The following is a 16,239-nucleotide window of genomic DNA, read 5'->3' as shown; positions in this document are numbered from 1 at the left end:
TTACAAAGAACTTAAAATTGCATAAGGTTTGTTATTCACAAATTCAATCGTATTCTCGGGTTCCCTTCCTGGTAGTTTTGTATGTTATTATTTATCTTCCCTGTAAGGCTTTTGTTTGATTTGGAAAATATAATTTCTGTTTGGCGTAGAAACAACTACTTGAGAAAAAAATCCAAGCCCGAGGGAACTGAATTTGGAACGAAAGAAAGAATAGTTTTCATCAAAGACTTCCTTTTTGCAAACTGGATCCATTTCCTTTAGTTTTTTTAAAGAGACGGAATGGTAGAGAAATCCTTTTGTTCCCGAAAGGATCTTTCTCGGCTCCCAGTTTAATTTTTCCGAATAACAAAGAACTCCTTCCTTGTTTAAGATTCTGAATTCTCCGATCCAATCCGTTTTCGGGATTATAATCTCTTCTCTCGATGTGTTTTCAAAGAACAAAAAATATCCCTGAAAATCATCTTCCTTTTCTCTCGACAAGGAAAGGTAAGCGGAGTTTCCATCTATGATCTGTTTTGCGGACTGGGTCGGGTCTTGAAAACTCCCCGGATTGAGCGCACGGAATACCAGATAAAAAACAAATAACAAAAGCATTATATCAATAATGATGATGAGTTGCTTCCATTTTAATTTTCTGGATTTCTGATCGATTGATTTCAGAAAATCTCTGAATTCTTCCGGAGAGCGGGAATGATAACCTTGACCCATTATAATTTCCTCACCAAGAATTGAAGTATTTCGCCTGCTGTAGGGTAAGGTTCCTGCATTTCTCTCACTCCTTCCAGAAAGGATAAAGTATAATACATTGCTTCCGAATTTTCAAACCCTAAAGATAGAAAACGGGCAAGAACTCCCACAAGCAAATCCCCCGTTCCCATTGTGGCAAGATGAGGATTCGGGGATTCCCAAACATAGGAGGTACCGGTATTTGTAACAAACAAACTGATATGCGATTTATAAAGCAGCGAAACATTGTTTTTTTTGCAAAATTCCACGGCAACCGGATAAGCTTCCTGAATGTTAGGTGCTTTTACTCCCGTTAGTCGCTCAAATTCTCCTACGTGAGGAGTGAGAATCACATTCCCTTTTGGTATTGTCTCTTTTGATCCGGGAATGGCACCTGCATCCAATACCAAAGTTTGATCTTCTCTTAATTTCAAATGTTTCAAAAATCCGGGGTATGCCTTTGTTCCGGGACCTACCACAATTGTTTTTGTTTTTGAAAAGATAGGATCGGATTCCATTTCCATTCCGTCACCGAGAGAAACCATTCGGGAAGGATCGGACCCTAGGATCAGATCTCTCGTGACCCCCGACGGTGTGAATACTTTTGAAATTCCTCCGCCTAAGTTTTGAAAGGCGGACTGGGAGAGTATAATTGCTCCGTGCATTCCTTCTTCTCCTCCGAAAAAAACGGAAGAGCCTGATGTGTATTTGTATGAGTTAGGTTTCCTTGCAATCAAATCGGGTATTTCTTCCCAATTGCATTTTTCCCAATAAAAACGGTGAGAAAACGACAGATCCTCCGTCAGGGATCGAACGGGAAAACCGATGGATTCGTAATATCTGGGAATGATTTTATCACCTACCGCATAACCCAGGTTTTCCCATTTTCGGGTTCCCAATTCTTCGATCGAGTCCGCTTCAATGAAAATGGAATCAGGGTCGGTTGCAATAAATCCGGACGGAGTGTCCAAAGAAAGTTTATAGAAAAATAAATCGGAAGAGTTGATCCATTCGATTGCGGATAGAATTTCTTTTTTCAAAGGAGGAGTAAATCCTATTCCTAAGATAGCATCTACGAGCAAAATGGAATCCGCTTCTTTTTCCTCTTCCCATTTTTCAAGATCTTGAAAGGAATGAACGGGAATCCCCGAATTGATGCATTGTTCCGAATAAAATAAACTGTCTTTTCTTTTAGGTTCTCCCAAAGAAAAGATTCGTACGTTTTGTCCTTCCTGAAAAAGGATTTGTGCAAGCGCGTATCCGTCTCCTCCGTTCCCTCCGGTTCCACATACGATCCATATCTCTTCTGCAGTGGACCATAGATCTTCATTTGCATGGAACACGGAAACCGCAGCCATTCCCATAAGAGTAGTCTCGGGATAATTTAAAGTATGATGGCAATAATCATCAATGAACTTTGATTCTTCATTCGTATAAATGGGATGTTTTATCATCTAGATCCAACGATATACTTCTAAAGCTCCCGAACGAATTCGCACGGAATAAATATTATCATCGGAATCGGTATATGTTTCCCTCCATTGCCCTCTCGGGGGAGCGAACGGCAAACGTTTGTTATTTACGTGATTTCCTTCGCTATCGTGTACTTGCAGACGAATGGAATTTCCCTGGTCTTCCGTTTCCCAAATATAAAATTCATTATTGGATCTGATGGAAAATAAAATCTCGGAAGGATCTTGGATTTCCTTCATAAATACCGCTTCCGAATCCATAAAAGAATACCGGTAAATCCTTCTGAATTTGAAACGTTTGTCTTTTTTCGAAAAGTAACTGAACGAAGCGAGCACATATTCTCCTTCCGGATGAGGAAGGATTTTGTCCAATGTGATATCGTAGTCTTTGGCATCGTTACTTTTGAATACGGAGAGGGAAGATTCTTTTATATTTCCTTTGAGTTCACCTTCTTCAAAATAGGAAAGTCTCATTTCTTCCGCAATTCTCTGGTAAACGAATAACCGTTCTCCTTCTCCGGGAATCAGAGCTTCAATGTATCGGAAGGGTTCTGAATTTTTGCCCGAAGCACCTAGCATAAATTTTACGACGCCTTTTTGGGAAATTTGCACCAGAAAGGAGGGAAGTATCGTTGTTCCGGAAGTGGAAAAATTGCCGCTGTAGGATTTATACAAACTTTCCTGTCCGGGAGGAAGTTCCATTCCTTTGGAAGAAATTCTGTTTTGGATGACAAGGTCTCCGTCTTCGGTGATGGCAACGATCCCGAGTCCGCCGAACCGAAACGGATAGTGGGGGATTCCGGACAAAGATTTGAAATCAGGGTTTCCTATGGTTGCTTCCAAGCGCCCGTTTCGATCGAATAATTTGATAATGGATTGTTTTGTATCAGCGAGTGCCACAACATTGGAACCTACAGGTACTGTCATGGGAACGTTGGTAAGCACTTGGTTTACCACAACTCCTTCCCAGGTATCGGATGTTCCTCCGAGAGGGATTCGAAATAGAATCTCATCTTTTAGGTTGTCCACACGAAAACGAAGGCATGTTAAAAACAGGGAAGGAATTAAGATCAGATAGAGAAGGCGCATACGGTCAACTTCCATTCCCTATTTTTTTATTTACAGCACAACTCGGTTTTCCTAGCTTGACAAGTGTCGTGTTATTTTTTAACATGAATTGGGTCTCTTACGAGGAATCCCTGACGGAGTTCCTTTTGGATATGGTTTGGTATACACCGAGGAAAACATCCGAGAACTTTTAAACAAAATTCTCGAACCGCCTCTTGCACTTTTTTCGCTCCAAGTACAGAATCGGAAAAACCACGCCCTCATTGAGATTACACTGGATCACCTTACACATAAAACTGGCTCTGTCAGTTTGTTTGATTGTGAGGAAGTATCAAGGAGACTCAAAGAGGAGCTGGATCTTTGGGGAGAGGAGTTTGACTTCACTCTTCAGGTTTCCTCAGGTGGGGTAGAGCGTGCTCTGCGCATCCCTGAGGATTTGGATCGATTCCAAGGACTATTAGCGAAACTAGAAGTCCTCTTGGAAGACGGGGACTGGGACAAACGGATTTTTCGTTTGGGCGAGAGAGTTGGGGATTCGATTTATTTAGTGCCTTACGACAGAAAGGCGTCAAAACGAAAAGAAATTCCTGCAATCGAAAAGCCTTTAACAGAAATTCGAAAAGGAAATTTATTTTTAGAATTATAATATTATGGCAACTAAACAAGCGACGAAAGAAATCGGCCTCTTTGAAGCCATCCAACAGTTCTGCCAAGACAAATCCTTGGACAGAGATCTTGTACTCGGTATCATCCAGGAATCCCTTCTCACCGCCTATCGAAAGAAGTTGGGCTTGGAAACGGATGAGGAAGAACTTTGCCAAGTTGAATTTGGCTCGGACAATAAAAACGAAATCGTTGTTTCCGTTTTGAAAACAGTAGTGGATGGGGAACCGAAAACTCCTCTTGAAATTACCGAAGCGGAAGCTCATAAAACAGATCCAAGTGTTTCTGCCGGTTCCCAACTTCGCATTTACGAAAAACCGCAAGACCTATCCAGGGTACTTTCCAGCCAAGCGAAACAAATGGTTTTCCAAAGACTTCGAGATATGGAAAAAGACCTTCTCTTCCAGGAATACAAATCCAAGGAAGGGGAACTCACTCACGGATATTTCCAAAGATGGAAAAAAGACGCGATGAGTATCGATTTAGGTAAGGTCGAAGGCATTATGCCCAAGAAAGACCAAAACCCAGGGGAAAAATACCGCCAGGGGGATCGCCTAAAAGCAATTATATCCAGAGTGGAAATTCGACCCAGAGAACCGATGCCTGTGATCACTTTATCGCGGGCTTCCGGGGACTTTGTGAAGAAATTATTCGAGATGGAGATTCCTGAAGTTTATGACGGAATCGTTGAAATCAGAGACGTAGCTCGTATTCCTTCTTTTCGAACCAAGGTAGTTGTTTATACAACCAAACAAGATGTAGATCCTGTCGGTGCCTGCGTCGGTATGAAAGGGGTTCGTATCCAAGCAATCGTACGCGAACTTGGAAATGAAAGAATCGATATCGTATTGCATTCGGAAGAACCGAGTGTGTTTATTGCCAATGCTATTTCTCCTGCAAAACCGGTTGAAGTTCATGTGGATCGAAAGAGAGGGGATGCCCTCGTGATCGTTCCGGATGAGTCTTTGTCTCTCGCAATTGGTGTGAACGGTTCCAATGTGAAATTGGTTTCCCAATTGTCAGGATACAAGATCGATATCAAAACGGTTTCTCAGTACAACCAAGAATTGGCTTCTCCGGAAGCGCGCGAAAAACTGGATAGATTGTTCAACGCGCAACAGGAAGCAATGGAAGAAGTGAGTGATGAATCTATTTCAGAAGATGATTCGGATCTAACTCCTCTCTCCGATGTGCCGGGCCTCACTCCAAGGATCGTTGGACTTTTGGAAGCAGGTGGAATCAAGGATGTGGAAACATTACTTGATGTAAGTCCGGAAGAGTTGTCGGCGATTTCGGGAATTGGTCGCACTACAGCGGATCAAATTTTGAAATTACTTCGTGAGTCGATTGAATGGGTGGAAGAGGGCTAAGGCTAGCAATACTATATGGAAGAACAAAAGTCGATTAAAGAAACCCTGCAACAGGGTGCGGCTAGCGGTGATAAGACGAAAAAAAAACTTGTCATCAAAAAAAAGCCCAACTCTGTTGAGTCCAAAGCTAGCGCCACTCCTGTAGAGCCGAGAACCGGTTCCTCTACAGCGGATAATAGAAAAAAAGATCTAAATGAACTCATTAGAGAAGAAGCAAAAAGACAAGGTGGTTTAGGATCGGGTCCTCAAGCTCCTTCCCAAGCCTCTCCCATTGTTTCTCGTCCGGAACGCAAAAGAGAAGAATTACCTGAGTCAAGGCCAATGGACAGAAAGCCTGAGTCCATTCTCTCCGGAGATACTTCGTCACCAAATTATAGAAACGATGATAGAAGAAACCAAGGGCAAACCGTTCCCGGTTTTTTCAAAAAAGAAGACAGAAATCCAATTATATCCAGACCTACGAATGCTCCCCCTCAACGAAATGATGGTGGCGGTTATCGTGGACCGGGCGGTGGACAAGGCCAAGGTGGTGGCGGTTATCGCGGACCGGGCGGTGGACAAGGCCAAGGTGGTGGCGGTTATCGCGGACCGGGTGGTGGACAAGGCCAAGGTGGTGGTTATCGCGGACCGGGTGGTCCTGGACAAGGCCAAGGTGGCGGTTATCGCGGACCGGGTGGTCCTGGACAAGGCCAAGGTGGCGGTGGTTATCGTGGACCGGGTGGTCCTGGACAAGGTGGAAACCGAGGCGCTCGTCCGATCGGGCAAGGTGGCCCAGGTGCTAAACCTATTTCCGATCCTGCATTTGGCGGTGGAAATACTGGTTCCGGGGGACCAGCAGGTTCTGGTGCAGGCAAAAAGAGAGTCTTTGAAAAAGATAAGGCCCGCACTGAAAAAGACGAAAATACTAAATTTTTCAAACAAAGTTTTAGAAAACAAAAAGCTCAGGCTGCAGCGCTTGCTGCTGTACCGAAAGAGATTTCTATCCTTGAAAACATTCAAGTGGGAGAGATTGCAAAAAAATTAAATCTAAAACCGGGTGAGATCATATCCAAACTGATGAAAATGGGTATGATGGTAACGATCAATAATGTGATCGATGCGGAGACTGCTTCGATCCTGGCAGATGATTACGGTTGTAAGGTGAAGATCGTTTCTCTCTATGATGAAACAGTCATTGAAGAGGAAAAAGATCTTCCTGAAGATTATATCACTCGCCCTCCGGTTGTTACGATTATGGGTCACGTTGACCATGGTAAGACAAAATTATTGGATACGATTCGTTCTTCCCGCGTAGCAGAAGGAGAATCCGGCGGAATCACTCAACATATCGGTGCCTACCAAGTTGAGACCAGTCGTGGAAAGGTAGCCTTTCTAGATACACCTGGTCACGAAGCTTTTACTTCCATGAGAGCTCGTGGAGCATCCATTACGGATATCGTGGTTCTGGTTGTAGCTGCTGACGATGGTGTGATGCCTCAAACCATCGAAGCGATCAATCATGCGAAAGAAGCATCTGTTCCGATCATTGTTGCGGTCAACAAGATTGACCTTCCTGCGGCGAATCCGGAAAAAGTAAGACAAGAACTTTCCAATTACGGACTTCAACCGGAAGAATGGGGTGGAACTACCATCTTTTGTGAAATATCAGCAAAGAATAATATTGGAATCGACAAACTACTTGAAATGATCCTCATCCAAGCGGAATTGCTCGATCACAAAGCAAACCCTCGTCGCCGTGCCAAAGGAACGATCGTAGAAGCAAAACTCGATCCGGGTCGTGGTGCTGTTGCAACGGTTCTCATCCAAAACGGAACCTTAAGAGTGGGTGATGCATTTGTGGCCGGTGTTCATGCAGGACGAGTTCGTGCCATGTATGATGACTTAGGTCATTCGATTCGGGAAGCAGGCCCTGCATTCCCGGCACTTGTTACCGGTTTGGACGGAGTTCCTGATGCAGGAGCTCCATTTGATGTGGTGATTGACGATAAAGAAGCAAGAACCATTTCCCATAGCCGTCAAGAGTATGAGAGACTAGGTCAGTCTAAAAACTCCACTCGGGTGACTCTGGACAATATGAGTGAGATCATCAAACAAGGTGCCCTCAAAGAACTCAAAGTCATTATCAAAGCGGACGTTCGCGGATCTACGGAAGCTGTGAAAGAAGCATTGGAGAAATTATCCACTGTCGATGTTCGTCTACATGTGATTCACGCCGGAACGGGTGCGATTGTGGATTCGGATATCATACTTGCTTCCGCTTCGAATGCGATTGTGATCGGATTTCATACAAGAGCCAATCCGAAAACAGTATCTTTGGCTGAGAAAGAAAAAGTAGAAATCAAATACTATAGCATCATTTACGATGTGGTAAATGAAGTAAAAGCTTCCATGGAAGGACTACTTGATCCTGAAAAAGTTGAGAACGTAATCGGTAAAATCGAAATCAGAGACGTATTCAAGATTTCCAAAGTGGGTAACATTGCAGGTTGTATGGTTAAATCCGGTAAGGTGACCAAACAAGCAAGTGTTCGGGTGATTTCGAACAAATCCGGAGAGATTCTATGGGAAGGTAAACTCAAGAACCTCAAACGTATGAAAGACGATGTTGCTGATGTTCTCACAGGTTTTGAATGCGGTATCTTGCTCGATGGTTTCAATGATTTTGAAGTAGGCGATGAAATTGAAGCTTACGAGATCAGAGAGATTGCACGTAAGCTTTAGAGGTCAGAAACTATGAATCCGATTCGAAAGAAAAAACTCGAAGCGGAAATCATTCGCATTCTCGCTACTGCGATTTTGGAAGGAAAGGTGAAAGATCCCAGGATTTTTCTGCCCTCCTTTCATCGAATTGAGATTACCGATGATCTGAAGAAGGCGACTGTCTATTTTACCGCACTTTGCAACAATAACGAAAGAAAAAAATTGATGGCAGGACTTACATCTTCTGCCGGATTTTTAACTTCGCTTGTTGGCAAACAACTCCATCTGCATACAAACCCGAGATTTACTTTTGCCTGGGACAATAATTACATCAAGTCTTTGGAAGTGATTCGATTGATTGATGAATCCAAGCCAAAAACTCTTTTTGAAGAAACTCATCCGGATGCATCGGAAGAGTTTGCGGAAGAAGATGAGAGTTTGGATCCGGAAGAAAAATAGATTTCTTTCGTTTGATTTTCCAAAGCTTCCTTGTTTCAACCGCTCCCGCTTTTTTTAACTCAAATATCAACTTTTCCAAGTGTTTTTCCCTTCTTTGCTATATGCTCACGGCTCACCTGGCAAAAGGCGAACTTTCCTTAAGAATTTTTAGGAAAATACAAAGAGGAATTGCCGGTTCGAGCTGAATATGTTAGTTGGAACTCATTGGGTGGCTTTGTGGTTAACCCCACCCAGTCTCATTAGGGCGGGGATAGTATACCTAAAACGATCTTATAAAAAGAGTCTTGCCTCGGACAAAAAAGATGCGAGGTCCAAACTAACATAGATCATCCATTCTTCTCTTAAAAGCAAGATAGATGTTTCCTTGCAAGTCTGTGAGTCTGGACGCTTGCCGTCCAGTTCACATTCTCACCCTGTGAGTTGTCAAGAATGGCCAGGGGATATGTGACCTAACAACTAACGATCATCCTCTACGACCAGGGATACGCAGGGCCAGGTCGCGTATTGCGCGACCGAGCGGGAATCCGCGAGCCCGAAGTAGCCCGGTCTCGGATCCGAAGGATACGAGAGGTCGCCCCGACATCGCAACTTCCGACATTGCTGAAGTTGCTTCCCGATATCTTTTGAATCGGGATTGGTCCGGATAACAAATCCATGTTTTGCATGGTGCGGAAGATGTTACATTTGAGGAAGCAGCCATTCGATTGGGAAAAGCGGCAGATTTGGATCTAAGATATGTATTTATCAGTCTGGAGGATTTTTTTCAAAACCTAATAGACAAAGGAGTGACAAAGGCGGCAGCACTTGGTTATACCGAGATCTATCGGTCTATGCATTTGCCCAGAGAAGTGGAAGGAGAACGTTCTCCTCGAACCACTACCTCGACGACAATAGAGCTTTGGGGGAAGAACGTCTTAAGACCGAACTTAGGATCCATATGATTGTTAGCACAGATTGGCTTTTTTCTCAGCTGGGAAATGCAGAAGTTCGGATTGTAGATATCAGGGGAAGAGTGGAACTTTCTGAACCTAGGTATCATGCGGAAAAAGATGCCTATCTGAAAGAACATATCCCGGGCGCGGTATTTGTCGACTGGACAAAAGATATAGTCGATTTGAATGATCCGGTTCCCATCAATATCGCTCCTTCTAAAAAATTCAAATCGTTGATGGAAAGTTTAGGCATTGGCGACGACAGTCTGGTTGTTGCTTATGATGATCATAACACTATGTTTGCAGGAAGATTGGCTTGGGCATTGCGTTATTATGGCCACGAGAATGTTAAGATTTTGGATGGCGGATTAAAATTATGGAAATCGGAAGGAAAGCCTGTCGTTTCGGAAATACCTTCTTATCCGAAAGCGAATTTTACTCCGAACATACGTACCCAATTGAGACTGACTGCAGATGAAGTTCAGTTCCGATCTTCGGACACTCTTTTAATTGATGCTAGGCGGCCGGAAGTATATGCAAACGGGTTTATCCCCGGAGCAGTCAATCTACCTCATCCGACTCTGATCGATCCGGAAACGGGAAAGTTTCATCCGATCGATCAGTTGAAAAAAGCTTTCTTGGAAGCAGGGATAGATTCGGAAAAACTTCCTGAAAAGATCATGTTGTATTGCAATGGAGGAGCCTCTGCCACGGTTCCAATGACAGCGCTTGCATTACTAGGAAGAAAAGATGCAAACTTATACGATGGATCATGGAATGAATGGGGGAAAGACCCTAGTCGCCCCAAAGGAAAACGGGAACCGTAAACCTTTTTCGCTTACAATCTATTTGACGCGGGGGTTGGGGAGGGATTTATTCTAAAGCGATGGCTCTCAACGAAAGGTCCGGTTATTTATTTGTAAACAAATCCGACGGATTGACTTCTTCCGATGTGGTCGTTCGTTTGAAGAAACGTTTGCATTTGGATTCGATCGGTCATACAGGAACTTTGGATCGGTTTGCGGAAGGACTTCTCATTATTCCTTTTGGCGATTATACCGCCTTTTCTGAGTTATTCCTCGGTCTGGACAAATCCTATTACGCAGAAGTAATTGTAGGAAGAAGAACGGATTCGGGAGACCCGGATGGAAACATTATAGAAGAATGGCCCTTGGAAAAAACAAAATCTTCTCTTGCCAGCGAAACATTTTCCAAAGACGCCATCTCCTCCGAATTGCAAAAAATCACTTCCTGGACGGAACAAACAGCACCTTTACTTTCCGCACTCAAGGTGGACGGGATGAGGCAATCCGATCATGTCAGACGAGGCAGAAAGGTAAAAGAAAAAACAAGAAAGATTCGGGTTCATAAAGTTTGGGACGGGGAGCCGAACGAAAGAGGTTTTTCTTTTCGAGTCCATGTAAGTTCCGGGACTTACATCCGCAAGATTGTAATGGACCTTTCCGATCTTTGGGGGGTTCCCCTCCAACTGGGGAGATTGGTGCGGGAAACCATCGGCCCTTGGGGATTGGAAGGTTCTCTTCCCTATGAAACCATAGATTTTGAAGACTCCCGCACTTGGCAGGAGATTCTACCGCTTCCCTACAGATACCTGGATGAGAGAGAGTCCATTGCAGTGATCCATGGAGGATATATCTGGGACAAACTGCCTAAGGCTACGGAAACCGGGTTTTACCTGCTGGAAGAAAGAACGGAACAAATCCTGGCCTGGTGCAAGTATGAAGACAAGTCAGCCCATTTGCCCTATCGTTACAGGAAAGTATTTTTTAATCCTTCTCAAAAAATTATGTTTTCTAATTGAAGGGTTTTTAGAATTTGGAGGAAATATGATCACAAAAGAACAAAAACAGCAGATCATTGCCACTCACGGTAGCAAACCAAATGATACTGGATCTGCAGAAGTACAAATTGCCCTACTTGACTCTAGAATCAAGGATCTTACTGAACATTTTAAGACAAATAAAAAGGATTTCCACTCTAGACGCGGTCTCCTTGCTATGGTGAACCAAAGAAAGAGTCTTTTGGAATACCTTAAAAGATCTAATATAGATAGTTACAGAAAGCTGATTGAAAAACTCGGCCTTAGGAAATAATTCCTATGGCTACAGAGTTCACCGGCTCATGGGGTAGAGACTCTATCACCATCGAAACCGGCAAATGGGCGAAACAAGCTCATGGGTCGGTTGTATATAAGACTGGAAATTTGGTTTTACTTGCTACAGTATGTGCGGCAGACGAACCAAAAGAAGGACAAGATTTTTTCCCCCTAACTTGCGAATACGCAGAGAAGTTGTACTCGGTTGGACGTTTCCCCGGTGGATACTTCAAACGAGAAGCAAAGCCTCCCGAACACGAAGTACTATTATCTCGTATCATCGACAGACCGATACGCCCGATGTTCCCGGAAGGGTACTTTTCAGAAGTACAATTACAAGTCCAAGTTCTTTCCGCAGACAAACAAGTGTCAGTGGCCGGACACGCGATTAGCGCAGCTTCTGCGGCGCTTTCCGTTTCTCCCATTCCTTTTGCAGGCCCTATTGCCGGTGCAAGGATCGGAAGAATCGACGGAGAGTTTATTCTCAACCCTACGAACGAAGAAATCAGCAGATCCGATCTGGATTTGATCGTTGCAGGAACCAAAGATGCCATCGTAATGATCGAAGGAGAAGCACAGGAAATATCCAAAGAGGATATGATGAACGCTCTTCGATTTGCTCAAGAACAGTTGAAAGTGGCTGTTGAATTGCAAGAAAGCCTCGTTAAAAAATTGGGAGTCACTAAAAAAGATGTGGTTCTCAAAGCTCCTGACAAAGACCTTCATGCAAAAATTCGTGACTTTGCTTTGGCAAAACTCACTGCTGCGAACAAAAACGCGGAAAAAGCAAAACGCAACGAAGACATCAAAAAGATCAATGATGAAACGGTAAAACACTTCAAAGAGCTTTTGACTCCCGAAGACAAAACCAAAGACATCAAACATTTCCTTCATGAGTTGGAATACGAAGTTGTCCGCGAACTTGTATTAAATGACGGGATTCGTTTTGACGGAAGAAAAACAGACGAAATTCGTTCTATCTCATGTGAGATAGATGTTCTTCCCGGAGCTCACGGATCTGCCGTTTTCACAAGAGGTCAAACCCAGTCTTTGGGAGTGATCACCTTGGGAAGTACTTCGGATAACCAACGTTATGAGACTTTGGAAGGTCAAAAAGAAAAGAACTTCATGCTTCATTATAATTTCCCTGCGTTCTCCGTCGGGGAAGTGAGAAGATCTTCCGGCCCCGGAAGACGTGAGATCGGACATGGAAATTTGGCAGAGAGGGCTTTGAAAAAAGTTCTTCCTTCGCAAACTGACTTTCCTTATGTGATCCGTGTTGTTTCCGAAATTTTAGAATCCAACGGTTCTTCTTCCATGGCGTCCGTTTGTTCCGGAACACTTGCTCTTATGGCAGGTGGTGTTCCCATTCACGCTCCCGTTTCCGGGATTGCGATGGGACTTTTTTCGGACGAAAAAGGCCGTTATGCGGTATTATCCGATATTGCAGGGATTGAAGATCATTTCGGTGATATGGACTTCAAACTGGCAGGAACCAAAAAAGGGATCACTGCTTTCCAAATGGACTTGAAAGTAAACGGTCTTGGTTTGGAAGTTTTGCAAAAAGCCATAGAACAAGCGCAAGTTGGTCGTGATCATATCCTCGGGGAAATGAATAAAGCGATTTCCGGCGTAAAAGACGATCTTTCTTCCAATGCTCCTCGTATCACTTTGAAACAAATTCCTAAAGATAGAATCGGCGAGCTCATTGGTCCGGGCGGAAAAATGATTCGTGCCATTATCGAACAATCCGGATCAGAGATCTCTGTGGACGATAGCGGTAAAGTAACGATTGCATCTCCAAGCGAAACCTCCAAAGAGAAAGCGATTGCAATGATCGACGGAATTTTCGAAGAGATCGAAGTAGGAAGAATTTACGAAGGAACCATCAAACGTATCGCAGACTTTGGTGCATTTGTAGAGATCCTTCCCGGAAAAGAAGGTCTTTGCCATATTTCCAAACTGGATGTGAAACGAGTTCAATCCGTTCGGGATATCGTATCGGAAGGTCAAAAGATTCAAGTGAAGGTCATCTCTGTTGATAAAACAGGAAAGATCGATCTTTCCCGAAAAGACGTTCTGCTGGACAACTAAAACATTCTCCCTTCTTCCTTAGGAAGGAGGGAAAGGTAGGTATTTTGCCTTCTTCGTCTGACGATTTCTATCGCACAGTTCTTCCCAACGGTTTAACAGTTTTATTCCAACCCATGAAACACGCGGCTTCCATGGGAGTCGGCCTCTTTGTCAAAGAAGGTTCCCTTGCTGAAACCAAGCAGGAGTTAGGTTATTTTCACTTTTTGGAGCATATGCTCTTTAAAGATTCGGAAAACAGAACATCCAAACAAATCGCAACTGAGATTGAGAGAGTGGGCGGGATACTCAATGGTTCCACCAGTAGAGAATACACACAATATTATGTGATCTCCATCAAAGACAAAGCGGAGCTAGCCTTCGATATTTTATCCGATATGATTTACCGTCCCTTGTTTCGGGAAGAAGATATCAAAGTGGAGAAAGGCGTAGTCATTGAGGAAATGCGTTCTTACGAGGACGCACCGGATGATTTTGTATATGACTATTATTTCAGAAATATATTCGGAAAATCCCATTACGGCCGCGATATTATCGGGACCAAAGATTCCGTAACAGGTGTTACCCGGAAGTCGATCCGTAAATTTTATGAAAAACATTATTTCCCTTCGAATATGGTATTGTCTGTTTCGGGAAATTTCAAATGGGACGAAGTTTTGCGACTTGCCCGCAAGTATTTTCCTTTTGAAAATCCCAAGGGAAAAGAAAGCAATCCAATCGTATTGCCTACACCTAAAAAACATTATACGAAACATCTTTCCCGTAGAAAGATAGAGCAGTTCAATATCATGCTCGGAGCGAACGGAACTCCTCGGAATTTCAAAGATGTGACTGTGACTCAACTCATGTCTACGATCCTCGGAGGAGGAATGGCTTCCCGACTTTTTCAAAACATACGCGAAAAAGAAGGACTTTGTTATTCCATTTATTCCTTTCCTTCCTTTTATCGTTCGACAGGGCTTTTTTCCATCTCTTGTGCGACTTCCAAGGAAAAGGCAAACCAATGTGTCGGTTTGATTTTAAAGGAGCTGGATGCGCTTGTAAAAAACGGATTCACCGAACGCGAATTAGAAGATGCCAAATCCAACCAATTGGGTGGAATGGCGATCGGGTACGAATTGCCGGAAAATCGAATGAATAATATCGGCCTCCAGGATATTTATTTTGGAAAATACTATTCTTTGGAAGAAAGGATGAAAGCTTTGAAATCCGTCAGCCTTGACGAATTGAATGAAAGAGCAAAACTCACTTTCTCCATTCCAAAACTGCATCTCTCCTGCGTGGGAGATATGAGCGAATCCGCGTTTCAAAAAATACCTACCTCATTATGATCCAAGTATCCATCCAAATCCTAAATCCAAAAGCTACCATACCGGAAAGAAAAACAGACGGTGCCGCAGGTTATGACCTCAGTGCCTGTCTGGAAGCTTCAGTCACTTTACCTGTAGGCGAGGTGGTATTAGTCCCTACTGGCCTTGCCTTTGCGATCCCTATGGGGTTTGAAGGCCAAGTGCGGCCCAGATCAGGATTCTCTACCAAAAATGGAATCATTATGCCGAATGCACCGGGAACAGTGGACTCGGATTATCGAGGGGAGATTTTTGTTCCTCTTTTGAATCTGGGAAAATCGGATTTTCTACTGGAAAACGGGACTCGAATCGCTCAGCTTCTGATCAAACGTTATGAGGTGATTGCATTTCATGTGGTACCTACCTTGGAAAATACGGATCGGGGAACAGGCGGCTTCGGAAGCACCGGAAAATAAGACATAAATCGTAAAAAAGACACTTACTCTTTTTCGGAGATCGACCGATAGGTTTCGAAAGAGGTGCTTTTGTATGATGAGGTCACTTTGGACCGGCGCTACCGGAATGACTGCGCAACAGTTTCACATTGATACCGTTGCCAACAACCTTGCAAACGTTAATACAACTGGATTTAAAAAGAACCGAGTTGATTTTGAAGATTTAGTTTACCAACACCAGGTACTAGCGGGCACCCCTGCGAGTTCCGTTTCGGAAATTCCTACCGGTGTGAATGTGGGTCATGGTGTAAAAGTTGCCGCCACACAGAAGTTATTCGAAATCGGTTCTTTTCAAGCTACAGGCAATAAACTTGATTTGGCACTTACCGGTGAAATGGGTTTTTTCAAAATCCAAATGCCTGACGGAACATTCTCCTATTCCAGAGACGGGTCTTTCAAAATCGATTCCAACCAACAAGTTGTGACCTCTAACGGCTATTTATTGGAACCTCCTATCATTTTGCCTGAAAACGCAATTCTCAATACTCTTTCCATTGCGGAAGAGGGAGAAGTGACTGTAAAAATCGGAAATGACATTCGTCCGACAACGATCGGACAGATTGAACTCTACCGATTTGTAAACCCGGCAGGTTTGCAAGCAGTGGGAAAAAACCTTTTTCGTGAAACAGTAGCATCCGGTTCTGAGATTCCGGGAATGCCCGGACAAGAAGGATACGGCGGAGTATTACAAGGTTTTCTCGAGATGAGTAATGTGAAAATCGTGGAAGAGATGGTGAATATGATCGTAGCTCAAAGAGCATATGAATCCAATTCCAAAACCATTCAGACTTCGGATAACATGCTTTCTACGGCGATCGGCTTAAAACGATAAGATAAA

Annotated in this window: 15 protein-coding genes; 12 read left to right on the top strand and 3 right to left on the bottom strand. The window is 43.6% G+C overall.

The genetic code is table 11. The features are described from left to right. Window positions 1-87: 87 nt before the first annotated feature. The 3 genes from EHS11_RS03155 to EHS11_RS03145 are packed head-to-tail and all read right to left on the bottom strand — an operon-like array spanning window position 88 to window position 3,302. Window positions 88-708 (bottom strand): hypothetical protein, encoded by a 621-nt coding sequence (locus EHS11_RS03155; RefSeq protein ID WP_135762969.1) that lies wholly within the window; start codon window positions 706-708, stop codon window positions 88-90. Then, window positions 708-2,180, bottom strand: a complete 1,473-nt coding sequence (locus EHS11_RS03150) for an NAD(P)H-hydrate epimerase (RefSeq protein ID WP_135762968.1) — start codon at window positions 2,178-2,180, stop codon at window positions 708-710. The genes EHS11_RS03155 and EHS11_RS03150 overlap by 1 nt, the downstream gene beginning before the upstream one ends. Next, window positions 2,181-3,302, bottom strand: coding sequence for an LIC_12708 family protein (locus EHS11_RS03145; RefSeq protein WP_246047564.1), 1,122 nt, complete (start codon window positions 3,300-3,302; stop codon window positions 2,181-2,183). 121 nt (window positions 3,303-3,423) lie between these two features. Between EHS11_RS03145 and rimP the strand changes: the two genes are divergently transcribed. The 12 genes from rimP (at window position 3,424) to flgG (ending at window position 16,233) form a co-directional block, all read left to right on the top strand. Continuing rightward, the gene (rimP, locus tag EHS11_RS03140; RefSeq protein WP_109018526.1) at window positions 3,424-3,912 is read left to right on the top strand and encodes a ribosome maturation factor RimP; all 489 of its coding nucleotides are present in this window, start codon (window positions 3,424-3,426) and stop codon (window positions 3,910-3,912) included. Between the two features lie 4 nt (window positions 3,913-3,916). Then, a complete protein-coding gene (nusA, locus tag EHS11_RS03135; RefSeq protein ID WP_135762967.1) occupies window positions 3,917-5,299 on the top strand; it encodes a transcription termination factor NusA in 1,383 nt (460 codons plus the stop codon). A gap of 15 nt (window positions 5,300-5,314) precedes the next feature. After that, window positions 5,315-8,020 carry a translation initiation factor IF-2 gene (gene infB, locus EHS11_RS03130; RefSeq protein WP_135762966.1) on the top strand — a complete coding sequence of 902 codons (2,706 nt, stop codon included), beginning with the start codon at window positions 5,315-5,317 and terminating at the stop codon, window positions 8,018-8,020. Window positions 8,021-8,032: 12 nt separating this feature from the next. Then, complete coding sequence (rbfA, locus tag EHS11_RS03125; RefSeq protein WP_135762965.1) at window positions 8,033-8,458, top strand: 30S ribosome-binding factor RbfA; 426 nt, start codon at window positions 8,033-8,035, stop codon at window positions 8,456-8,458. Between the two features lie 659 nt (window positions 8,459-9,117). After that, the gene (locus EHS11_RS03120) at window positions 9,118-9,399 is read left to right on the top strand and encodes a Rossmann-fold NAD(P)-binding domain-containing protein (protein WP_135762964.1); all 282 of its coding nucleotides are present in this window, start codon (window positions 9,118-9,120) and stop codon (window positions 9,397-9,399) included. Further along, window positions 9,396-10,217, top strand: coding sequence for a sulfurtransferase (locus EHS11_RS03115; protein ID WP_135762963.1), 822 nt, complete (start codon window positions 9,396-9,398; stop codon window positions 10,215-10,217). The genes EHS11_RS03120 and EHS11_RS03115 overlap by 4 nt, the downstream gene beginning before the upstream one ends. Window positions 10,218-10,276: 59 nt before the next feature. Further along, entirely contained in the window at window positions 10,277-11,212 is a 936-nt protein-coding gene (gene truB / locus EHS11_RS03110; protein WP_135762962.1) for a tRNA pseudouridine(55) synthase TruB, read from the top strand. 25 nt (window positions 11,213-11,237) lie between these two features. Beyond that, a complete protein-coding gene (gene rpsO / locus EHS11_RS03105; RefSeq protein WP_109019603.1) occupies window positions 11,238-11,504 on the top strand; it encodes a 30S ribosomal protein S15 in 267 nt (88 codons plus the stop codon). A gap of 5 nt (window positions 11,505-11,509) precedes the next feature. Beyond that, complete coding sequence (gene pnp / locus EHS11_RS03100) at window positions 11,510-13,600, top strand: polyribonucleotide nucleotidyltransferase (protein WP_135762961.1); 2,091 nt, start codon at window positions 11,510-11,512, stop codon at window positions 13,598-13,600. A gap of 44 nt (window positions 13,601-13,644) precedes the next feature. Beyond that, entirely contained in the window at window positions 13,645-14,928 is a 1,284-nt protein-coding gene (locus EHS11_RS03095; RefSeq protein ID WP_246047563.1) for a M16 family metallopeptidase, read from the top strand. Then, complete coding sequence (gene dut / locus EHS11_RS03090; RefSeq protein WP_167884330.1) at window positions 14,928-15,362, top strand: dUTP diphosphatase; 435 nt, start codon at window positions 14,928-14,930, stop codon at window positions 15,360-15,362. The genes EHS11_RS03095 and dut overlap by 1 nt, the downstream gene beginning before the upstream one ends. Before the next feature lie 73 nt (window positions 15,363-15,435). Beyond that, entirely contained in the window at window positions 15,436-16,233 is a 798-nt protein-coding gene (flgG, locus tag EHS11_RS03085; protein WP_135762959.1) for a flagellar basal-body rod protein FlgG, read from the top strand. Window positions 16,234-16,239: the final 6 nt, after the last annotated feature.

The organism is Leptospira ilyithenensis (genome assembly GCF_004771005.1).
In the GTDB taxonomy this organism is placed as follows: domain Bacteria; phylum Spirochaetota; class Leptospiria; order Leptospirales; family Leptospiraceae; genus Leptospira_A; species Leptospira_A ilyithenensis.
This window is presented reverse-complemented; position numbering and strand designations above follow the sequence as displayed.